The 23,065-nt window shown below is 42.3% G+C and carries 19 protein-coding genes, 1 tRNA gene and 1 other RNA gene; 2 read left to right on the top strand and 19 right to left on the bottom strand.

Going from position 1 to position 23,065, the window contains the following annotated elements:
- Positions 1–73 precede the first annotated feature (73 nt).
- The 5 genes from trxA to DW152_RS06060 form a co-directional block, all read right to left on the bottom strand.
- Positions 74–379, bottom strand: a complete 306-nt coding sequence (trxA, locus tag DW152_RS06080) for a thioredoxin (RefSeq protein WP_118288188.1) — start codon at positions 377–379, stop codon at positions 74–76.
- Between the two features lie 144 nt (positions 380–523).
- On the bottom strand, positions 524–1,534 hold the full coding sequence (locus tag DW152_RS06075) for an aldo/keto reductase (RefSeq protein ID WP_199663821.1): 1,011 nt from the start codon (positions 1,532–1,534) through the stop codon (positions 524–526).
- Between the two features lie 71 nt (positions 1,535–1,605).
- A complete protein-coding gene (locus DW152_RS06070) occupies positions 1,606–2,133 on the bottom strand; it encodes a nitroreductase (protein WP_118288187.1) in 528 nt (175 codons plus the stop codon).
- Between the two features lie 258 nt (positions 2,134–2,391).
- Positions 2,392–2,739, bottom strand: a transfer-messenger RNA (tmRNA) gene (ssrA, locus tag DW152_RS06065).
- A gap of 150 nt (positions 2,740–2,889) precedes the next feature.
- Complete coding sequence (locus DW152_RS06060) at positions 2,890–3,921, bottom strand: NUDIX domain-containing protein (RefSeq protein WP_117536795.1); 1,032 nt, start codon at positions 3,919–3,921, stop codon at positions 2,890–2,892.
- 90 nt (positions 3,922–4,011) lie between these two features.
- Here DW152_RS06060 and DW152_RS06055 point away from each other — a divergent pair, with 90 nt between their 5' ends.
- The gene (locus DW152_RS06055) at positions 4,012–4,899 is read left to right on the top strand and encodes an RluA family pseudouridine synthase (protein ID WP_117536796.1); all 888 of its coding nucleotides are present in this window, start codon (positions 4,012–4,014) and stop codon (positions 4,897–4,899) included.
- 21 nt (positions 4,900–4,920) lie between these two features.
- Here DW152_RS06055 and DW152_RS06050 read toward each other — a convergent pair whose 3' ends face one another.
- The 5 genes from DW152_RS06050 to DW152_RS06030 form a co-directional block, all read right to left on the bottom strand.
- Positions 4,921–5,619, bottom strand: coding sequence for a GTP pyrophosphokinase (locus DW152_RS06050; protein ID WP_021860891.1), 699 nt, complete (start codon positions 5,617–5,619; stop codon positions 4,921–4,923).
- 91 nt (positions 5,620–5,710) lie between these two features.
- Complete coding sequence (locus tag DW152_RS06045; protein WP_243059828.1) at positions 5,711–8,866, bottom strand: response regulator; 3,156 nt, start codon at positions 8,864–8,866, stop codon at positions 5,711–5,713.
- Between the two features lie 198 nt (positions 8,867–9,064).
- Positions 9,065–10,813, bottom strand: a complete 1,749-nt coding sequence (locus tag DW152_RS06040) for a S8 family peptidase (RefSeq protein ID WP_117536798.1) — start codon at positions 10,811–10,813, stop codon at positions 9,065–9,067.
- Positions 10,814–11,034: 221 nt separating this feature from the next.
- Positions 11,035–11,616: a manganese efflux pump MntP gene (locus tag DW152_RS06035; RefSeq protein WP_117536800.1), complete on the bottom strand. Its 582-nt coding sequence runs from the start codon at positions 11,614–11,616 to the stop codon at positions 11,035–11,037.
- A 69-nt stretch (positions 11,617–11,685) separates the two neighbouring features.
- Positions 11,686–12,702 (bottom strand): glycosyltransferase family 2 protein, encoded by a 1,017-nt coding sequence (locus DW152_RS06030; RefSeq protein WP_117536801.1) that lies wholly within the window; start codon positions 12,700–12,702, stop codon positions 11,686–11,688.
- Positions 12,703–12,908: 206 nt separating this feature from the next.
- Between DW152_RS06030 and DW152_RS06025 the strand changes: the two genes are divergently transcribed.
- Positions 12,909–14,129 carry a 6-phosphofructokinase gene (locus tag DW152_RS06025; RefSeq protein WP_117536802.1) on the top strand — a complete coding sequence of 407 codons (1,221 nt, stop codon included), beginning with the start codon at positions 12,909–12,911 and terminating at the stop codon, positions 14,127–14,129.
- Positions 14,130–14,471: 342 nt separating this feature from the next.
- Here DW152_RS06025 and DW152_RS06020 read toward each other — a convergent pair.
- The 9 genes from DW152_RS06020 to yqeC all read right to left on the bottom strand — a co-directional run bounded on the left by DW152_RS06020 (position 14,472) and on the right by yqeC (position 23,063).
- Positions 14,472–14,542, bottom strand: a tRNA-Gly gene (locus DW152_RS06020).
- An 81-nt stretch (positions 14,543–14,623) separates the two neighbouring features.
- Positions 14,624–15,973, bottom strand: coding sequence for a D-serine ammonia-lyase (locus DW152_RS06015; RefSeq protein WP_117536803.1), 1,350 nt, complete (start codon positions 15,971–15,973; stop codon positions 14,624–14,626).
- Between the two features lie 107 nt (positions 15,974–16,080).
- On the bottom strand, positions 16,081–17,241 hold the full coding sequence (locus DW152_RS06010) for a hypothetical protein (protein ID WP_117536804.1): 1,161 nt from the start codon (positions 17,239–17,241) through the stop codon (positions 16,081–16,083).
- Positions 17,238–18,359: an ABC transporter permease gene (locus DW152_RS06005; RefSeq protein WP_117536805.1), complete on the bottom strand. Its 1,122-nt coding sequence runs from the start codon at positions 18,357–18,359 to the stop codon at positions 17,238–17,240. The genes DW152_RS06010 and DW152_RS06005 overlap by 4 nt, the downstream gene beginning before the upstream one ends.
- A complete protein-coding gene (locus DW152_RS06000) occupies positions 18,356–19,261 on the bottom strand; it encodes an ABC transporter ATP-binding protein (protein ID WP_117536806.1) in 906 nt (301 codons plus the stop codon). The genes DW152_RS06005 and DW152_RS06000 overlap by 4 nt, the downstream gene beginning before the upstream one ends.
- Positions 19,236–20,033: a hypothetical protein gene (locus DW152_RS05995; RefSeq protein ID WP_117536807.1), complete on the bottom strand. Its 798-nt coding sequence runs from the start codon at positions 20,031–20,033 to the stop codon at positions 19,236–19,238. Before DW152_RS05995 ends, DW152_RS06000 begins: the two co-directional genes overlap by 26 nt.
- On the bottom strand, positions 20,026–20,580 hold the full coding sequence (locus DW152_RS05990; protein ID WP_117536808.1) for an RNA polymerase sigma factor: 555 nt from the start codon (positions 20,578–20,580) through the stop codon (positions 20,026–20,028). The genes DW152_RS05995 and DW152_RS05990 overlap by 8 nt, the downstream gene beginning before the upstream one ends.
- 173 nt (positions 20,581–20,753) lie before the next feature.
- On the bottom strand, positions 20,754–22,115 hold the full coding sequence (yqeB, locus tag DW152_RS05985; protein WP_117536809.1) for a selenium-dependent molybdenum cofactor biosynthesis protein YqeB: 1,362 nt from the start codon (positions 22,113–22,115) through the stop codon (positions 20,754–20,756).
- 105 nt (positions 22,116–22,220) lie between these two features.
- Entirely contained in the window at positions 22,221–23,063 is an 843-nt protein-coding gene (yqeC, locus tag DW152_RS05980) for a selenium cofactor biosynthesis protein YqeC (protein ID WP_117536810.1), read from the bottom strand.
- Between the last annotated feature and the right edge of the window lie 2 nt (positions 23,064–23,065).

Below are 23,065 nucleotides of genomic sequence, written 5' to 3'. Positions count from 1 at the left end.
AAGAGACAGGAAATATTACGCACCTTTGAGGAAGTACCCCACTACATATTTCCTGCCTCTTATTTTTATTATTCTAAAGCATCTCTAAAATAGTTTCTTTTGACTGTGCGCCTACGGTTCTGGCTGCCACTTCTCCATTCTTGAATACAAACAGCATCGGAATGGAAAATACCTTGTACTGTCTTGCAATCTCTGGGTTCTCATCCACATCAATCTTGCACACTTTAATATCTGTTCTTTCCTCTGCAATCTCTTCTATGATCGGTCCCACCATCTGGCACGGTCCACACCAGGTTGCCCAGAAATCAACCAGTACCGGTTCTTTTGCCTGTAATACTTCCTGTTCAAAAGTATCATTTGTCACATGAATCACTGCCATATCTATCGTCCTTTCTTTTATTCTTCTTAAAGTTAGTTTTTCTGTTTTTCAGTTATTATTATACTATATTTTGAAAATATTTTTGTAACATTTGTTACATATTTTTAACTTTTAATGACTCTTTCCTTTTTCTCCGCATCATCTTTATGCTTTGCTGATCCGATCAATCGCATCCAGTTCTTCTTTTGTAAATGATATATTTTGCAATGCTGCAATATTATCCAGGATCTGTTCCGGTCTGGATGCTCCGATCAATACGGAACATACGTCTCCATCTTTTAAAATCCACGCAAGCGCCATTTGCGCCAGTGACTGTCCACGAAGCTTTGCGATTTCATTCAACGCTGTTGTTTTCTTTACCAGTTCCGCTGTAATATCGGATTTGTGTAAAAATCGCGGATCTCTCGCTGCGCGGCTGTCTTCTGGAATTCCATGCAAGTATTTATCTGTCAGACACCCCTGCGCCAGTGGACTGAACGCAATAATTCCAACACCGTTTTCCCTGCAACAGTCTTTTACACCATCCTCTTCAATCGTCCGGTCATAAATTGAATAGCGGCGCTGATTTACGATAAACGGACAATGTCTTTCACGCAGCAACTCTACCGCCCGTTTTGTATATTCTTCGTTATAATTTGATACGCCTGCATACAGTGCTTTTCCACTGCGCACAATATCGGTAAGAGCATCCATCGTCTCTTCCAGTGGTGTATTCGGATCCATTCTGTGATGATAAAATACATCTACATAATCCAATCCTAACCGCTTCAGACTCTGATCGAGACTTGCCATCAGATATTTTCTGCTGCCGCCGTCCCCATAAGGACCATCCCACATATCATATCCTGCTTTCGTTGCAATGACCAGCTCGTCCCGGTATGGCATAAAATCGTCTTTTAAAATCCTTCCAAGACTCTTCTCGGCACTTCCATACACCGGACCATAATTATTTGCCACATCAAACTGCGTAATTCCATTGTCAAATGCGGTTCTGCACATTTTCTTCATGTTGTCATAATTATCTTTTGATCCGAAATTATGCCACAATCCAAGTGACACAGCCGGGAATTTAAGTCCACTTCTTCCGACACGGTTGTATGTCATCTTCTCATAACGGTCTGATGCCGCTGTATAAATATCTGCTATATCTGCCATTCTTCTGTCCTTCCTTTCAACTGTCTGATCAGCATATTGTTTTCTCTCTGTTTATATAACGCTATTACTTTTTACTCGATCCAGAATACTCTTCCGTCTTTTCTGTCTGCTGCCTGCGGCAGTTCTCCGTCTGTATATCCGACAGCACAGTGGGCAATTCCTTCCCATTCGCCTTCGATTCCTAATTTCTTCAATAATTGCTTGTATTCCGTCATCTCAAATTCTTCTTTTGCACGGTGGATCCAGATGCTTCCAAGTCCCAGTGTATGTGCGGCAAGCATCATATTTCCCATAACAAGACTTCCATCGTAAACGTAAGTGGATCTCTCCTTATTTGCTAACACAAGCAAAATCGCCGGTGCACCGTAAAATGGATCAAAGCCTTCATCCCAGCCACCAATCTTGCGGTTGATCTCTGATAACTCATCGCGAAGTTCTTTATTTGTCACAGCGATTGTAATAGTTGCCTGCTGTCCCATGCCATTTGCTGCATACAGACCTGCTTCAATGATCTGCTCCAAATCCTGCTTTGCCGGCATGTCCGGTTTGAATTTGCGGATACTGCGGCGTTCTTCCATTGCTTTTATTATTTCATTCATATTCATGACCTCCAATCAATCTTTCAAACTACCGTCTATTATATATGATTTTAATGGATTTGGAATACTCTTTTTCTTTTCCGTTTTTCCCATTCTGTCATATTGAAATTGCCTCCTGTTGTTATACCATAAAAATAACGACATTGTATTTCACTTTCGCAACATACAATGCCGTTACTTTTATTTTCTTCGATACCCCAAACAAAACATATTCCTGTATACGATAATATCATATACCAAATTCGACTTGTTCAGTTTTAGTGGACCTGGCGGGAGTTGAACCCGCGTCCGAAAGCCCATCCATCAGAGCATCTCCCATCACAGTCATTATTCTGACATTCCCTCCGCGAATCACCTAATGACAGGTTATCCGTTTTAGTAGCTTCATAAGTTCTTCCATCTCCGCAAAGCTTTGGAAACGAAGTGCTCCGCCTGTTTGAAGCCGGTTACCGGAACAGCGGATGATTCCGGGCCGACTGCCGCCTAATTAGGCTGCGTACGCTAAATTTTCGTCTGCGTTTATATTTAGTTGGAACTTTTAACGTAGTGTCCCGCTACGGATGGCTTCTCCAACTTCCAGACCCCCGTCGAAACCAGTACAAGCCCTTATGTGTAGACTACTGGTGTGCAGACGTCTTTCGTCTGGATATCATTATAGGGAGATGCCGCTGAAAAGTCAAGGGTTGCTCATTAAACTTGTAGTTTAAAATATCATCACTTCCTGCAATCCCCAGCAGTCACCGATTCCTTCAACTTCTACATATGCTTCTCGAGGTACTCCCGCACCATCCGAAACTCATCTTCATAAATACAGTTCGGCAGGCTTCCGTCCTGCACACCCTTCAGACATTCTTCATAGTCCATCCATTTTACCGATTCAACTTCTGACTCCTGTAATTTAAGATCCGCGATATCTACCGGCTTTGTATAGACATAGACACTGCTGAATTCTTTATCACGGAACATGTGGCCGTAAAACTCCGCTTCAAATGCCGCATTGTGAACACCGACATAATGAAGATCTTCTGCCGCGACAGCAAGTCCCAGTTCTTCTCCCATTTCGCGGATTGCGGATTCCAGAAGTTCTGCGCCTGCCTCCACATGTCCTGCGGAAGATATATCGTAACAACCCGGATTGGAATCCTTGCAAGCACTTCGCTTTTGAAGCAAAACATCATAATCTCTGCCATGTTCTGTCTCTTTTTCACGGACAATCCACATATGGACCGTTGCATGCGGACTTCCTTCTCTATGCACCACACCGCGCTCTTTTGTTATGCCGGTTTTATTTCCATTTTCATCCAGTACATCGAAAAGCTCCATAGGCTTTCCATTCAATGCTGCTGCAACCAGCTTGTCTCCGCCATCATAGGTCAATTTCAAAGAGAAAAATTCTTTCTGTTCATCCAACAGACGGAAGAAGATCTTATCTCCCTCCCAGATATTCAGATGCCATACTTCTTCGATATCCACCCATTCCAGTTCGCCTTCATCGCATGGAATCGGTTCTCCTTCAAATCCATCTGCAGTAAATAAAGACATATATTCTGTCACACCGCCACCGGATACAAAGGTCACGATTCCGCGGTACTGATAAGATGTCAGCGTATAGCCGGTCTCTTCTTTTACTTCGCGAAGAAGACACTCTTCCGGACTTTCATCCACTTCAAAATGTCCTCCGACTCCGATCCATTTATCTTTATTTACATCATTTTTCTTCACCGTTCTGTGAAGCATCAGATATTTTCCGTCTTTTTCTATATAACATAGTGTACTTAATCCTGTCATTTTCGTCCTCTCCTCTTGAGTGTCCGTTTTATCTTATGATATGATACCAATGTTCCATTATTATGATAATGAATTTTCAGGAGAAATGCAATGAATCGAACGATTGAATATAAAATAACAGAAGAGCAAAACGGACTCCGCGTGGAGCAGTTTTTACGCCGCAAAGGTTATTCCGGTCAGAATCTTGCCGAGATCAAGCGTATGCCCAAAAGCGTTCTCGTAAACGGAGAACATTATTATATGCGCCAGACTTTAAAAACCGGTGATGATCTTGTTATCAAAATCTGTGAAACTGCCTGTTCGGAAAAGATCCCTCCGGTTTATCATCCACTTGATATTGTCTATGAAGATGAAGATATCGTTGTTATAAATAAAGCCGCCGGTATGCCGATCCATCCGTCCTTGAATCATTACACCGAATCGATGGCAAATGCGCTTGCATGGTACTATCAGGAACAGGGAAAACCTTTTATTTTCCGTTGCTGCAACCGCTTAGACCGGGATACTTCCGGGCTGACAGTTGTTGCCAAGCATCTGGTGAGCGGAAGCATTTTATCCACTATGGTAAAGGAGCGGCGTATCCACCGGGAATACCTCGCTATCTGCAAAGGTTCTGTCACACCGTCCGAAGGCACGATCAATGCGCCTCTTGGTCGCAAACCCGGAACGATCATTGAACGGACGGTAGATTTTGAAAATGGAGAAAAAGCGATCACGCACTACCATGTCATGGATGAAAAAAACGGGCACAGCCTTGTCTCCCTCCGTCTGGAGACAGGCCGCACCCATCAGATCCGGATCCACATGCGCTACCTTGGTTTTCCACTCATTGGCGATTATCTGTATAATCCCGACATGGAACATATTACAAGACAGGCTCTTCATTCTCACAAATTGTCTTTTACACATCCGATCACCGGTGAGACAATGGAATTTACCGCACCGCTTCCTGACGATATGGCACAGGTACTTCAGTAAACTCCTGTGCCATTTATAACTTTATATCTTCTCAATCTTGTCTCGGAGTTTTAACATCCGGGCGTCCAGTTTTGCAATATCCTCTGCATATTTCTTTAATTCTGCTGCCACTTCATCGCTGCCGTCCAGCTGCTTCTTATAAAACAACTGATAATCCAACACAGACCAGTAATCCATCGCAACTGTCCGAAACTGCACTTCTACTTTCTGCTTCTGAGAACCTTTTGCAAAATAAATCGGGATTTCCAACGTAATATGCAGACTCTTATAACCATTCTTTTTCGGTACCTTGATGTAGTCCTTCTCCTTAAGAACTTCTACATCTCCCTGCGCTTTTAATATATTTGCGACTTCATATACTTCATCTTCAAACGGGCAGACCACGCGAACGCCTACAAGGTCATTCAATTTCTCCGCTGCCGTCTGGAAATCTGTCTTATAGCCTTTTCGTACCAGTTTTGCGTAAATACTTTCTGCACTCTTCTTCCGGCTGCTGATCTGATTCACAACCGTTCTTCCTTTTTGTTTGGATAATTCTGTATTAATCATCTGTAGTTTCGCTATAAGAATGTCTATCGCACACTGGCATTTAATTTGATATTCTGTTTCAGCCAGACATTCCGCAATATCATCTATCTTCTGTTGTTCTTTTTCAGACAGGCATTGCAATCTTTTTTCCTGCCTGTCTTTTTTTACACTTTTTTTCTTCTTTTTTGTCATGATTTTACTCCTTTATAAAGCAAAATAGTACCTTATTTTTCCGATTCTATCTATCGATATATTCGTAAATCCAGGAAAATTTTATGTAAAATCAGCACTGCATTGCCTTTCTGATTTCTATTGTCAATAGCTTTGCAGCCACCGGCTTCGCCACATATCCGTTCATTCCCGCATCCTTACACATCTGTTCGCTGTCTGAGGCACTTTGTGCAGTCATTGCCAGAATTGGGACATTTTTTGCATGGTCAGTTTCCAGCTTCCTGATTCTTCTCGCTGCTTCCATACCGTCCATCACCGGCATCATCAGATCCATTAAGATCACATCATAGTTACAGTTTTTACTCACCATATCAACTGCTTCCTGTCCGTTCCATGCTTTTTCTACCGTTGCCCCGGCATCTTCCAGATAGAACTGTGCAACTTCCATATTGATATCATTATCTTCTACCAGTAAAACATGCACTCCTTTAAGTGATTTATCCGTTTTTTCTTTTTCTGATATGTCTGTCTCATATTCGGCAGTATCCAGTTCAAATGGAATCTGTACAATAAATACAGAGCCTTCACCAAGCACACTTTTTACTTTAATACTTCCATGCATCTTATCAATCAGTCCCCGCACGATCGACATTCCAAGGCCTGTTCCTTTGTACTGTGTACGCGCATCTGTCTTTTCCTGTGTAAATGGCTTATAAATCTGATTTGCAATAAATTCTTTACTCATACCGATACCGGTATCGACAATCTTAAATTCATACAATGCATGTGTAGCATTATATTTCACTTCTTGTACATACGTGTCAATATGTCCGTTTTCTTTATTATATTTGATTGAATTACTAAAAAGATTAATTAAAATCTGACGTAAATGCAGCGGACTTCCAATCAATTTTACATGCCTGAGATCAATTCTGTGCTTTTCATGCGTAATTCCGTTTTCTTTAATCTGGATATCCAGAAGTGCACTTACTTCATCCATCAATTCTTCCAGATTAAATGGTTCTTTACCAAGTTTCATTTTTCCCGATGAGATTTTATTCACTTCAAGTACATCATTTACCAACGCCTGTAAATGATCTGTAGAAAGTCGAAGCTTTCTTAAGCAATCGTCCAGTTTCTCTTTGTCATCCCGGTTTTTTTGAATAATATCTATCATTCCGGCAATTCCATTAATCGGTGTGCGAATATCATGACTCATACGGTTCATAAATTCTGTTTTGGCTTTGTTCTCTGAATCTGCAGTTTCATAAGCGACCTGCAGACGTTCTCTCTCCTGCTGTTCTTTTGCATGAAACAGCGAAGTATTTTTGAACAGGATCATTCCCTGGATCACTGTACTTCTTTTTCCTGTTTTACTGTCAAATAACGTGTCCAGTGACATAAGAACTGTTTTCTGCATCCAGACATATTTTCCTGTATGATTCCGTTCCTGATATTCTACCGTAACCTGTTTTTCGCCATTCAGATAACGTTCCAGCAGCTTGGAAGACGAATCTACGATCCGATAATTCTCCAGTGTCTCTTCTGCAACATACTGCTGTCGTTCCTGACAATAGAGGTCATAGGAACACGGTGTCTTTGCATCTACCGCAAATTCGTGTCTTCCGGTATGGTAGAAAATACTCTTCAGGCAGTCATTGGTCAGATCTACCGTATAAATTGCCTGTGCGGTTTCCATCAGTGCTTCTACATAATTGCCGTTCTCCAGAATGGACTGTTTCATCTGCTCATAATATCTCGTCAGTTGAAATTTTTCATCTGTACCCATCTTCTCACTGTCGTGAAATTCATCAAATCCAAGGATGAAATGATGCAGTCTTCCATCTGCCGCATCATTTACAAAAAGTGCCGTCATTCTTCCATAACGATATCCCGCTCCCACTTTACGTTGATAAGAAAACTCTGTCTTCTCCATCGCAGGGCCAAGTGACTGTTCCATTGAAGCAATCTCAAGCCATTTCCGCATTTTCTTTCTTGTATCATCTGCTGCAAATTCCCGCAGCACCTGTTCTGCCGCTCCCGTATAACTTCCATCTTCTGCAAGGAAAAATCCTTCTTCGGATCTTAACATACGATAAGTATCCATCCTTGCGTCACAGTACAGACAGTTTGCAAATACATAATGCTTTTCCCGAATCCGGTCCAACAATTGAAGGCTTTCTTTCCTTTTTCTTTCATTCTCCTGAACCTTGGCATGGTTTTTGTCTACATACATATTCTTATCCGCCTGTTTAAGCAGCATGCGCATCGTACATGGCTCATAATCATCTGACAAAGCATATCCTGCCGCATAACTGATCGGCATTTCCGGATGCTGCCGCGAATACAGTTTTACACTTTTTCTCACACCTGCCAGGCACTCCTGCACTTCGGTATGATTTTTCCCTGTCAGCACTGCAAGGAATTCATCTCCACCATCACGGCCTACAAAGGCATCCTCCGGCATGGCTGCGCGAAGCTGTCCGGCAAAAGACCGGATATACGCATCCCCTTTGTCATGTCCGAGATTGTTATTGATCATACGCAGATTATTCAGATCAAACACACAGACTGCGATCTGTGCTCCCGCTTCAAGTTCTTTGTCGTTTTCCAGAATCTCTTCGCATTTATTTTTATTCGGAAGTCCGGTTGCCTCATCCAGATAAATCTTTTTCTGTAAAAGACGGTTCTGCGCTGCATAACGCAGCATCTTCAAAACTTCCAGTCCAAGGAGCAGTACCAGACCACATATATCAAGAATTACAATTTTTTCCAATACATCCAGTGTTGATGTTCTTTTATCTGAATATACTTCCGCAAGTCCGGTTGCTTCATCACATATTTTGAAAAACTCTTCACTCTTTTCAACAATCTGTGTATGCTCGTATCCTTTCTCCCGGACAATCAGAATTTCTTTTTTTAACTGCTGGAAATAATCGTCCAGTTCTTTCATCTTACTCTGAAACTTCTTATCTTCCAGACGTACAAGTTGTAACTTATCACTTCCGCCCCGAAGACCATCGATATAATCCTGCACATCCTGTAGCATCTGATCCTGCGGTTTTCCGGCATCTTCCAGCTTAATGATCCGCTGTGTTTTTCCTCTGACCAGACCGGCATAATTGACAACACGCCCGGTTCCCTGAATCCTGGATACGAGTGCCATCATTAAAACAAATAATACAATCAGAACGAGCGTTAATATCATCCTCCCGATACGCAACAGATATGTTCTTTTCTTCTTTTTATTGCTTAGTTCTTTATCCATTTTCATGCTCCAAAATCGTATGTTAGACTACACTTATTTTAGCCGATTTTCTGAGAATAAGCAACAAAAGCTTCTGATGGAATCTTCCGCAAAAAAGGAAAAACAGGTTGTCTTTTCATCAATTTCCAACAATGAACTTTAAACTCCAAAACCTTTTTCCAATTCCGGACGTCCATTCGGGAAAAAGAAGAAGTATATCTATGGCAAGCTCTCTGTCACACATAACCTTCCATATCCGCTCTCCGCATTCGGTCTCTCCTCATACCCCGGCAATGGTTTTGCTCCCCTTCTCAGATAAGCCTTCACCTTCTCCCCATACAAATATGGATCATTCCCTTTCACAATCCCCCATTCCATCAGAAGTGCTGCTGCTCCTGTCACAAAAGGGGTTGCAAAAGATGTCCCGGTAAATGCTGCATATCCGCCGCCTGTTGTCACCGTCGTCACATCGACTCCCGGTGCGACCAGATCCGGCTTCTGCACAATGCCTCCCCCTCCCCTCAGCGGACCTCTTCCTGAAAAATCAGCATAGGAAAATGTTGTTCCGTTATATGCACCGACAGATATTACCCGTCCTGCCGTAGAAGGAATCGTAAGCGTCGTCGTTGCTTCTGGCTTTAAAAACCCGGTTCCGCGGTTCAGCATGATATCTCCCGAAAGCCATAATTCATATAAACCATTCACAATCTTTACGGGCTGTATTATAATTTTCCACACACCACTGCCGACAAAACGGCTTACCGGCAGAAAATCAATATAGATTTCCTGTGCAGTACTGTATGGACTCGGTTTCCCATAATAAATAAGCAGTTCTGTCTGTCCCAGTGTAAATCTTTGTGTTCCAAGTATTTCTGCAATCTGCGTACTTCGAAGACCGGATGGCGCAATTACAGAAATCTCCACAACATCCGTATATTCTTTCCAGATCTGCACATTCAGCGCCGGCTGATTTTCCTGTACCGCAAGTTCAATGACTGTTTCTGTATTTTCCTGCAGCATACCGGATGTATGCCCGGCACTTGCCGCCTCATTTCCGGTTCCGACACAAATAACACTTTTCCACATATTTGACATATCATCAATATAACGTTCCACCAGTGATGTTCCATCATGTGAACCGTAGGTATTTCCAAAACTTAAATTCACAGCTACCGGCATGCGAAGCTCCAACGCTTTTCGGATAACATAATCCAGTGCCAGCATAAGCTCCGTTGTCCGCGGGAATCCCTCCACATCAGGTGTTCCAAGTTTGACAACCAGCAGTTCACTTTCCGTCGCCACGCCCGCATACCTTCCATTACTGTTTCGTCCATTCCCTGCTGCCACACCAGTCACCGCTGTTCCATGCCCGGAAACATCCCGGCTTCTCACTCTTTCCATCCGCTCTGTCACAGAATTTTCCTGTAAAGCTTCATTGATCTGCTCACTTGTATATTCCACGCCAATTTCATATCCTTTCGGCGCGCTCTCCCCCGGTTCTGGATTTAAAGACTGATCCCACAGAAAACGGATTCTTGTATTTCCATCTGCATCTCTGAAATCCGCATTTGCATAATCAATCCCGGAATCTATGATCCCGATCAGAATTCCCTGTCCAAATAAAGAAAAACGCGTATCCTGTACTTCGTTAATACAAGATACCCGCTTTCCATTCGCTACCTGAAAAAATAATCTTTTCGGCTTTTCCACATATTCAACTTCTGTAATCTCCGTCAGCTCTTCTATTTTTGATTCCGCGATTCTGATGACTGCATATTCATTCTGAAGTTCCGTTACACGTACTGCAATATTTCTTACACGTCCCAGGTCCCCGGAATATTTAACGATCAGGTCCCACTCTCTTTCCAGCCGGTCATACCCAACATCCAGATTCCGTGATCTTTTTCTCTCTTCTTCCGTAGAATCCAGTGCCAGATTTAAAAGATTCTCCAATTTCTGACTGGTCATATAAACACCTTAAATACTTTCTTATTTACTGAAAGTATATTCCGCGTACACGCTTCATTTTCCTGAAATAATACATACTCATGATAAATGACAACACTTCTTCCCGTTTTTATTTTTCCGGAACTACATTTACAACAATATCTGTTATGAGTAAAAATACCGTAACATGGAGCAGAATGATACAGCGCTTTTTCTGTGACCATTGTGACTTGATTTTTCTCTTAAAATACACCGGCAATAAAGATCTCCAGACCGATCACGATCAGAATAATTCCCCCAAGGATCGTTGCTTTTCCGGCAAATCTTGTTCCGAACCGTTTACCGATCGCAAGTCCTGAAATACAAAAAAAGAACGTTACGGTAGCAATGACCAGGGAACAGACAAGCGCCATAAAAAAGTCATATTTTGCAATTGTAAATCCAACGGACAGCGCATCAATCGATGTTGCCACTCCCTGTACAAATAAAGCCCATGCGCCTACACCCGGCTTCTCTTCTTCCTCATCATTCCTAAATCCGTCCCACAGCATCTTTCCACCGATATAAAGAAGTAATATTAACGCAATCCATGGGATAAACTTTTCAAACGTCCGGAAATACTGCACGATCGTATGTACACATATCCACCCGGTCATTGGCATCAATGCCTGAAAAAATGCATATACACCTGCTACTCCGCACATTTTTTTCTTCCGCATCTTTGGCTCATTAAGCCCATTCGCCAGCGACACGGAAAACGCATCCATTGTAAGGCCAACACCCAGCAACACACTGTTTACAAAAAATAATACATTCCATTCCATCTTTCTTCCTCCGATATTAAATAGCAAAAAAGAACCAGATACAGTTCCAAACTATACCTGGTTTCTATTTTAATTAAATCCAATCAGACGTCTTGCAACGCTGTATGCAAGAGAAGAAATCTTTCTTCCTGATCTTCCCGGAATGTTCATTGTCTGTCCAAGAATTCCATAGCGGATTTTTACAAAGCTACGGAAATCCTTTCTTCGCAGATACTGCCAGAGTTCCTTTTTCTTCGCCAGATTCTCTTTATCTTTGGAACGAATACATAAAATAGAAGAAACTGTCATCATAATTGCAAGATAATTCAACATATAAGATCTTAGTTTCTTACAGCCGATATCCTTTAACTGGTACATATCGATCATTGTCTTTGTAACAAAAATCTGCTGATCAAGACGTTTGATCATTACTTTCTCATTGACTGACTGATCGTCTCTTCCAATAAAGTAACGGTAGAAATCCACATCCAGATAATATATTTTACGCACATGCGGAAGTGGATAATACACATAAATATTATCTACATAGAATGTATGCTTCGGAAGATGTAACTGAATCAGCTTCAGCATATCTGTACGATAGATAACCGAATGCATTAGGATATACTGATCCAGATGGAAATGCCCGATATCCTCCCAGTGGAAGATCTCATCCTGTGGCAGTACATTTCTGTAATGAATCACTTTCTTATGCGTTGCTCCAACCTTCTCGTAAACATAGTTGGAAATAAGCATATCAATCTCTTCACCGTCTTCTTCCAGATTTCTTAAAAGTGCAAGAATCTTATGCAGTGCTTCTTCATCTACCCAGTCATCGCTGTCTACTACTTTAAAATACTTTCCAGTTGCATGACTTAAACCTGCATTCACCGCGTCTCCGTGTCCGCCATTCTCTTTGTCTACCACCTTTACAATGTCCGGATACTTTTCCATATATTCATGTGCGATCTCAGATGTTCTGTCCTTAGATCCGTCATTAACAATAATAATCTCTACTTCTTCTTTCCCCGGCAAAATGCTCTCAATTGCTTTCGCCATATATTCCTGTGAATTATAACTTGGAATTGCAAATGAAATATACTTCATTGTATTCTCCTTTCTTTCGTTTCCCGAATCAGTATACCTTATTTTTCCCAATTTTCCAATAAAGAACAGTTAAATTTATTCTTAAGATTCTCTTTGGGATTGTAAATATTTTTATTTTCCGTTATAGTGAACCTGTAGTATGCATTATTGTCATACAGGGTTTTTGTTTAAACCGAAATAAAATATTTTAATATGGAGGATTAAATATGAAAAATATAATCGTTGGACAGTCCGGCGGACCAACCGCCGTTATCAACGGAAGTCTCTACGGAGTTGTCACCGAAGGGCTTGCACATCCGGACAAGATCAGTCACGTCTATGGCATGATAAATGGAATCGAAGGTTTCTTAAATGACCGCATCATGGATATGAACGCACTTGCCGAAAACAGAGAACTTGAATTTGTAAGGACAACACCCGGAGCTTATCTTGGCTCCTGCCGCTACAAACTGCCGGAGGATTTAACTGATCCTGTTTATCCGGAACTGTTCCGCAGATTCGAAGAAAAAAACATCGGATATTTCTTCTACATTGGCGGAAATGATTCGATGGATACCGTAAGTAAGCTTTCCCGCTATGCTGCCGGAACAAACAGCAAGATCCGTTTTATCGGTGTTCCGAAGACAATTGATAACGATCTCGTAGAAACTGACCACACTCCCGGATATGGAAGTGCCGCTAAATACGTTGCTTCTGTTGTCCGCGAAGTTACAGCAGATGCTTCTGTTTACGACAATAAACAGTCTGTTACCATCGTAGAAATCATGGGACGTCATGCCGGATGGCTGACCGCTGCCAGCGTTCTCGCCCGCAAATTTAAAGGCGATAACCCGGTTCTCATTTATCTGCCGGAAGTTGCTTTTGATCCGGATGCTTTCATTGCAAAAGTAAAAGAAGCTTTAAAAACAACACCGAACCTTGTTGTTTGCATTTCAGAAGGAATTAACGATGGAAAAGGTACTTTTATCTGTGAATATGCAAGCGATGTCGGAGTAGATACCTTTGGACACAAGATGCTCACCGGTTCCGGTAAATACCTAGAAAATCTTGTCAAAGAAAAAGTCGGTGTAAAAGTCCGTTCCATCGAACTGAATGTCTGCCAGCGCTGTTCCAGCTCCATGCTTTCTGCCGCCGATCTTACAGAAGCAATCGGTGCAGGTACTTACGGCGTTCAGGCTGCACTTGCCGGCAAAACCGGTAAGATGATTACTTTCATTCGCCGTCAGGATCATCCTTATGAGTTATCATACGGCACTGCCGATGTAAATCATATCTGTAATAAAGAAAAAGCAGTTCCAACCGAATGGATCACCGGTGACGGATCAGATATCAGTTCTGCATTTATTACTTATGCACGCCCGCTGATCCAGGGAGATGTAACGGTTCCAACCAAAGATGGGCTCCCTGTTTTTGCTTATCGCAAATAGCTCTGGAACGTTCATATTTTGTTCACTTTTCTTTAAAAATTCTTTCACTGATACAACACGTTTTCTTCACAGGTGTTGCATATAATGTAAACATACAAAGAAAAGGCAACAACTAAACTTTTGAATAAACTTTTTCATAATACATGCCGGGTATCGCAAAAGCGATCACCCGGCATCCTCCCTTTTTAAAGAACTTTTTTACTCTGCCACCGGCAGCTTTTTTATTTATAAGTCAGGATCCTCGTAGCTATAACATAAAAGCCGCATAACCGCGCTTTAACAAGCGCAGCTATACGGCTTTTCTAAAATCCCCTCTCGTATCTTATTACTAACATACAAAAAAGCGGGTGATGGGAATCGAACCCACGTATCCAGCTTGGAAGGCTGGTGTTCTACCATTGAACTACACCCGCATTATCCGCATCACTCTCCGTGACACGAATAACATTATATTATGCGAATTTTAAAATGTCAACACTTTTTTACAAATGTTTCTATAAATGTTTCTCTAAATATTCTTTCCGTATCTCATCCGGTACAAGTCTGCCACCGGTTGCCCACACAATCTGTGTCGCATTTTTAAGTATTTTCTCCGTTAAAGCATGCTTCTTACAATATGCCTTTGTCTCCTCTTCTTCAAGCAAACGGACAGGTCCGATAAAAGTTGCACAGCTGGATGGCTCAATCTGCTCCTCTTCTGTCTTGTAGAGAAGTCTTAGGAAATCATACAGTTTGCTGTCATTGACTGTGAATCCCCCCGATAGCAAGTTCGTCATAATTCTTGTCACAAAGCTGGACGGACTGGCACATGCAAGACCATCCGCCTCTGTTTTGCCTGTCATTCCATAATCCCGCACATTGGCATGCTCAAATTTCTGCGTTGCAATTCCAAGCATTACAGACGGACATTCTACCGGCTCTACAAAGAAACAATGTACCAGATCTCCATAGAGACGTTTCAGCCCGTAAGACACACCACCCGGAGCGCCGCCAACACCTGCTGGTATATATACAATCAGCGGATGTTCTTCATCTACTACAACTCCCTGCTCTTCAAACTGTTTCTTAAGCCGCCCTGCTGCCACTGCATATCCCAGAAACAGATTCACCGATTTCTCATCATCTACAAAATAACTCTTTGGATCAGCATCTGAATTTTTCCGGCCTTCCTCAACTGCTCTGGAATAATCCTGCTCATATTCAATAACTTCCACTCCTTTGCTGCGAAGGAGGTCCTTCTTCCATTGTTTTGCGTCAGCCGACATATGCACGATCACATGAAAGCCAAGCGCCGCACTCATAATTCCAATAGACATGCCAAGGTTACCGGTAGAGCCGACCTGAACCGTGTATCCGGACAGAAACTCCTTCATCTTCTCATCTGCAAAGACTTCATAAGAATCCTGTTCTTTCAATATTCCGTTTTTCAGTGCCAGATCTTCTGCATGTTTTAATACTTCATAAATACCGCCTCTTGCTTTCACAGAGCCAGCGATTGCGAGATGGCTGTCTTTTTTCAGGAACAGTCTTCCCGGTATCTCACATGTATATTCCTTCTTTAAGCCTTCCTGCATCTTGTCGATCTCAACTAACGGAGATTCGATCAGTCCTCCCGTTTCCCTTGTTTCCGGGAATTCTTTCATAATAAATGGTGCAAATCTCTCCAGACGTTTTTTTGCATCTTCGATGTCTGCGTCCGATACTACCAGTTCGCAGACACCATTCACAAAATCAAATGGTAAATATGCCGGATTGCTCCACCCGACTTCCTGCTTGTCACGCATCTGTTCGATCGTCTGTGCATTGCGCTCTTCCAATATATTCTTATATGTTCCGTTCGCCATTGTCTGTCTCCTTTCCAGTCATTTTCCTGTCACTCTTCTATCCTATGAAAACATTATAGACATTTCCGGGCACGGAGACAATCTTTTTCACAATTTCTTTTTCCGAACTACTTCAGTTCCCATTTCCGAAATCTTTTTTTTCCAATAAAATACGGCAGTAAAATCAGAATACCACATCCGAAAAGGCAGCAAAATTCACTTCCCGCAAACGAAAGCGTAAGATCATTTTCTATGAACCAGGAACCGCAGGTAATCCACAGTATTCCCGGATTACATATGGCAAGTACAATATCCAGAAATGTTGTCGTATGAACCAGAGCAGCCTGCACCGAACCCATCAGCAGTACACTTAAAACCAGAAATACAAGATAACTGTTTTTCAGGCAATACCATCCCGCACCTGCCAGTACACCCGCCAGAAGTGCAATTGCCAGAAACATTACAAGCGTCAGAAGCAGATAAGAACGCAGATTCACATTCCAGAATGTCACAAATGGATTAAGCATTCCAAACCTTGGTTCTGCCATCATGCTTGCAGAGACCGGCACCTTCCACAGCCCCTTAAGCGGCAGTTTTGCTAAAAACCATCCATAGCTTGCAAGCAATAACAAAGCACTGTATATCAGCCCGCTAAGAATACCACCGATCATTTTTAAATGCAATGTATCTTTTCCACATCTTGTTACGAATACCTGATCTTCTGTTTTCTGCACCCGTTCGTAATCCATCAGATACAACACCGAAAGAAAGACAAGCACTACAATTTCAAGTAGCAGTTTCTTTCCAAGTTTTCCAAATAATGTGCCATGTACAAAATAAACAATTCCCGGATAAAAATCCGCCTGGTCTGCACCGCTTGCTTTAATTTCATCAGTTCTCTTCTGCAGTTTTTTATAATTATTCTCAATGAACTTCTGATATTTTCCAGTCGGTTCGTAACGGCTCATCTTTTCTTTCATTTTCATAATTTTAAGCATATCCAGATTATCATACAGCTTCCCATAAGCTTGCTTATATTCATTATAGACTTCTACGTCACTGTTCTTTTTTCCCTGTTCCTTCGCCTGTAATACACGATGCGTTCGCTGCACCGATTTCTGGTCATCCTGCGAACCATATGCATTCTGCACGACAACTATATTTATCAGAAGGAAAGTAAGAAATACAAGCAGGACAAACGGATTACGGAATATTTTCTGACATTCCAGAAATATGATCCGGTAAGTCAGTCTGGTATTTTTTCCCCCTTTCTTATCTCTGTTTATCATAAAATATCCCTCTTTTCATCCCATCTGAGCCTGAAGTATACGACTAATACTGCAAGCACGGCACACCCTGCCAGAGCATATAACTCCCACATTTTCATGGAAAACATGTTAAACGAACTGCACAAACCTTCAAATATAACAGAACCTGCCGCGCCTGTTATTACACAGCCGGGGATAGACAATACCACTCCGGTAATATACCCCTGTGCAAGTCTTGCAAGTCCATAAATTAATGCCATTGCTGCGATGCAGAACAATAATACAAGGATCTCATATATTCCCATATACTGTCCGAATGAGATACCTTTAATCCAACATTCTATACCTCTTGTCTCCCATGCCGGACACTGCCAGAAGATTCCCATGCCTTTTGCATACCACACAATTGTATATGCCAGAAGCTGCAGCACTCCAATGATCAGGCAACAGATGAATCCGCCAAGATACTGGATCGGATAAATCTCCCTTCCCGTTTTTGTTGTGCTATAGAGCGGCATCACACCGCGAATCCGTTCCCTCACATGATAAGCTACCAGAAGAACGGCATAACAGATCAATATCATTACCGGCATTTTGCTCATATCCGTCTGCAAAATATATAATGCGCCACTTCTTAACAGATTGACCTCCGGACGGTCAGTTAAGGCAAAATCATCCAGCAGACTATTCGCATACTGGATCTGGAACATGATCTTTTCTCCTTCTGTCTCGAATGACGTGAAATCCATGATTGCTTCCTTTTCTTTCTGTTCTTTTTCTGACATCTGTTCATCCGTATAATCCGCAAGCCGGTCACGCTCTTTCATCATCGTATCAAAATCAGAAATTCCTGCCTTTATCAGGGCGGAATCTTCCCGGATCAGCTTTGTTGACTGTTTTTTCAAATCTTCAACTTCTTTTTCAATCTTTCCTTTCTCTGTGACCGGAAGTGTCGATCCATATTTACGGATCAGTTTAGCGGCATAGGGCATGTCATACGGCGAATCTGTACACTGACCACCTGCCGGATACAGATTCAGTTCAAAAAACATGTTATAAAATAACACGGTAAATAACGCAAGTAATAACAACAAACGGACAGACAACATCTTTTTACATTCCTGTATTAAAATACTCACAGTATCACCTCCGTCTTCTCATCGCCATAACTTACGAGGAATACATCTTCCAGATTAGCGGCACATAAGACCGGTTTCCATTCTTCCTTAAGCTTTCCTGCCCTGGCAAACGAGCCGTCCGGATCATAATAGCGGACTTTCAGATAGCCATGCTCCTGTCTTGCTCCCAGCACCAGATACTGCTTTTCAAATAATGGAAATTCCTTCTCCGGAACTGCACATTCAAATATCTCGCCGTCCAGCTCGCTGCAAATATTTGCTACAATGTCTTTCCGGTACAGCTTTTTATCCTTGATCATGATCACCTGATTGGCAATCGATTCAATATCCGACACAATATGTGTAGACAGAATCACAATCCGATCCCTTGACAGAGACGAAATCAGATTACGGAATCTTGCCCGTTCTTTCGGATCAAGCCCGGCAGTCGGCTCATCCAGAATAAGAATCTTCGGATCATTTAACAATGCCTGTGCGATTCCGACACGTTGGATCATTCCACCGGAGAATTTTTTCATTTTCTTATCTGCGCTTTCACTAAGCCCGACCAGCTCCAGAAGCGCCTTTATTTTCTCTTTTAATCCTTCTTTCGGCACAGCTTTTAATGCTGCCAGATAATTTAAATACTGCACAGGTGACTGATTTTTGTAATAACCGAACTGCTGTGGCAGATAACCGATAAGATCCCGGTAGTTTTCTCCCATTTTCTGGATTTCTATTCCGTCATATGTGATTGTACCTTCCGTTGGGTATAAGAGTGTAACGATCATCTTGATAAGTGTTGTCTTTCCGGCTCCGTTCGGTGCAAGCATTCCGTAGAGACCATCCTCCAGTTCAAGAGAAATATCGCGGACTGCACAGAATTTTCCATAATTTTTACTGATATGCGACAACTGTAACATTTTCTTTCTCCACCTTTCCTGTTAAGACCACAAAACATATAAAGAAGCCTGCTGCCACTGCAAAATGAATTGCCAGCGGAAGCTCTGTCAGCAGAATTTTGATCCATGCATATCTGCTCCATGCACTGAATACAGCTAAGATTCCCCACAGCACAAGCAAGACTCCAATTCCATAGCTCGATGAAAAGCGATGGTACAGATACAATGCAAAGACTGCAAAGAGGCACATGCTACTGACTCCGAGTGCGCTTAATTTCCAAAATATAGTATCTGCCTGTCCACCAAGCACCAGAAGTGTTCCTAAATTAATCAAAGCACTGACAAGACTTGCATAAAACATCCTGAGTCCGACAATGTAATGCATGGAATAATGCATGGAATTTATAAGTTCTGTCACTGCTTCCTGCTCATCTACCCAGCAGGACAGAAACGAAAAGCCCAGATACATTGCCGGAAATGCAAATAGCACAACCGCCATCTGTGTCTGCCTTGCATCTCTTGTTCCAATACTTAGAACCAGGACACCTATATAAAGTAAAATCATCACTACCCAGATCAGAGTGCATCGATAAAAAATAATCCCCAGTCCAGGTCCATAATATATTTTCTTTAACCGCTCAAACAGACTGTCCTTCTCCGGAAGCGCGCTTTGCAAAATTCTGTTTTTCTGCTGTTCCATTTCTGCCATATCCGGATATTCAACCTGTATCCGGCAGTTTTCTTCCAGCCATTCATTCCATTTCTGATCTTGCGATCTTTGTTTATCATTCATTATCCGCTACCTCCTTCCGAATCTGTGCAAGCATTTTATAATATCGTGTTTTCACTGTTCCTTCTGACAACTTCAGTTCTTCTGCGATTTCTGCAAACGTCTGCTCTTCAAAGCAGTGCTTCTGGAAGATCTGTATCCACGGTTCATCGTAACGGACAATAACTGCCATCACTTCTCTTATCGTTTCCTGCCGGAGCACCTGTGAACTGATATCCGGACTTACTCCGGTATGTTCATATTCCTGCCCATAGGGTCCTTCCAGCTGACTCTTCCTGTATGCAAGACTTCTGTAATAATCGGTAATCTTATTCGATGCGATCCGGTAAATCCATGTACGGAAAGAGCCTTTCTTTTCATCAAAAGCCCGTATTCCTTTCAGTACAAGAATAAAGATTTCCTGGGTCAGATCCATGGCAAGTTCTTTGCAAGCAACCTGACGATAGGTATAGGCATAGATTTCTCGGTAATATCTTTCAATCAGAAGTCCTGCTGCTTCTTTGTTCTGTTTTTTCTTTATTTTACGGATCAAATGGTTGTCCGACTGCATGCAATATCACTTCCTTCTTATCCGTTCACTTATAGATACGAAATCTCCGCTAAAATAGTTTGAAATTTTTATAATTATTTTTTGAAAATCATCTGGCAGTTTCCTGTTTATATAAAAAAAGCGTCAGAACCGGCATAACCTTTTACCGAAACTGACGTTTTATCTGCGACAGATTACTGTCCGCTTAAATCTGTATCTGTTTTCTGATCGATATCATGAAGTTCTTTCTTCGTTGTTTCGCAGATTATAACTTCATCCGGATATTTTTTCATAATCTGCCTGCCACCTATGTCCCCTTCTAATTTCAGAAGCTCCTGAAAATATTTCTGATCCCACAGCACCGGATTTCCCGGTCTTCCATGCGTGCCTGCGCAGATGATCTTTCCCGGATACTGTACAGATACACCCATCAGTCTTCGCAGTGTTTCTGCTGTCAGATACGGCTGATCCCCTACCACGAATAGAATTTTCTTCACATCCGGCTTCTGCTCCAGACACTTCTTCAATCCACACTGCAGAGAGTAAGCGATTCCCCACTCCGGATGATTATTTTCCGCAACGGCAATTCCTTGCTCTTTGGCCTCTTCCATGATCTGTGGAAATCTTGTGGAAACAATCTTTTCACACATCGGAAATTCTTTCAACACCTCAAAAATGTGCCGGAACATCGGACTTCCTCCAACCTCTGCCAGGAGCTTGTTCTCTCCATATCTGCTGGATCTTCCTGCTGCCAGCACAACGATTCCTGTCTGACTGCAAAAATATTGTTCGGCTGCTTTACATGCCTGCATTCCAAGCAGATTGGATTTGTCCGAGATCTTATATACAAGCGATATGTCTTTTCTTGGATCTACATCCCCAATCTTAAGTCCCGTCTTTACATTTATACCTGCCTGCAGCATACCGCGGACAACGCCTGCCACTCCGGCGTACACCGGTTTTCCACCTGTGTATGCAACAATCTGCCCTTTTTCCACAATGTCACCAATCTTAGCCATCGGTTCTATCTTTCCATCCCCGGATGCTTTTAAGAGGCGCTCGATACTGTATCCGCCGACAACTCCGGGTACACCGGTATTCGGAATCGGTGTGCTGTCATACAGAATCTTTCCCAATGTATCTCCACGCATAGTTTCAAGCGCCGCATAGCAGTCTTTTCCTCCGCAGAATCCCGGGCCAAGCCCGATCACGCAAGGAGCATCGCCCTTCTTCGTTCCTGTATTCCGTTTTGCAAGAATCGCATCCACTAACACATCCGGCTTATATACTTCCCGAATCTTCGCTTCCGGATCAACGATCACTGCGACTTTGCCGCTGCTGACTGCCTGCTGCATCTGACTTGCATCTTTTACAAGAACTGCTTCCATCTCTTCTACAACTGCACGTTTTTCATAGACAGTTCTGGAAAATGCCACCTGCCGCCGCACGGTAAGCGGGCATGCGATCTCTGTCATAACAACCTGATGCCCTTTTCTAAAAAAGGCGGCAGCTATACCTGTCGCCAGATCTCCCGCTCCTTTGATTAAAATTTTCATAGCTGCCTCCTCTCTTTATTTCTATTTTCAATCTTTATTTTCTGATCTATCTTTTATTTCCAGCATACCTTCTTTTGATTAGAAACTATTTTATTGCTATAGATTTTATTTACTATATAACCAGTCGGTGATATGAACTGATTTTACTACAGAGTGTGCTTGATTCTCAGAACATTCTCTTTCCCGCTCAGACATTTGCGCCTGCTCTATGATCGCTTCTGCAATCTTCCTTGCCAGTTTTTTCTGTTCCTTAGTATCTGCTTTATTCAAAATAACATGATATTCCATCTCATTGGTCACAGATTTTCTTCCGCCACGCGGACTTAATGCAAGTTTTACCAGATCCTTCCATTCAAGTATCTCATCTGTATTTTTATTAAGGATCTGCGCCACATGCTCCGGACGGCAGCAACATTCTTGAATCTGTTGCCCAATGCCATCCAGCCCATATACACTAATTACATGGGTTGTTCCCTTTAAAATGACCGGTTCGGTATCTCTCGGCGCTTTGACCGGCAGACATTTTGCTCCGTCTGCCTCTAGAAACATCCAAACATTTAAGTTTTCCACATTTATAAGAAAATCCAACGGAAAACTCCCCATTTTCTCTTTACTTATGGGGATTCCCATCCACACCGTACCTATTTTTTCAAGTACACTTTTTATCTGCTCCAGATCCGGTTCTTTCACAAAACATTCTTCCGGTCCGGTCTGCATATGTGTTGTCGTAGACACAATATGCGGTATTTTTTCTGCAAGACACTCTTCCCGGAGTCTCCGGATAACAGTTGTCTTACCTCCGGCTCCTACAACACTGACTATGCCTGTCCTTTTTTTTTCCCACATCCTGGCCATCGGATTCGATACAGCTCCAGTCTCCAACGCTTTCCAGAGACTGTCTGTCCATTTCCATCCATTTTCATCTAAACTGTATATTTCGCCAGTCATTT

It is taken from the genome of Dorea sp. AM13-35, assembly GCF_003473885.1.
Classification (GTDB): Bacteria; Bacillota; Clostridia; order Lachnospirales; family Lachnospiraceae; genus Dorea_D; species Dorea_D hominis.
Note: the sequence above shows the minus strand (reverse complement) of the source record. Positions and strands in the feature narration are given on the sequence as shown.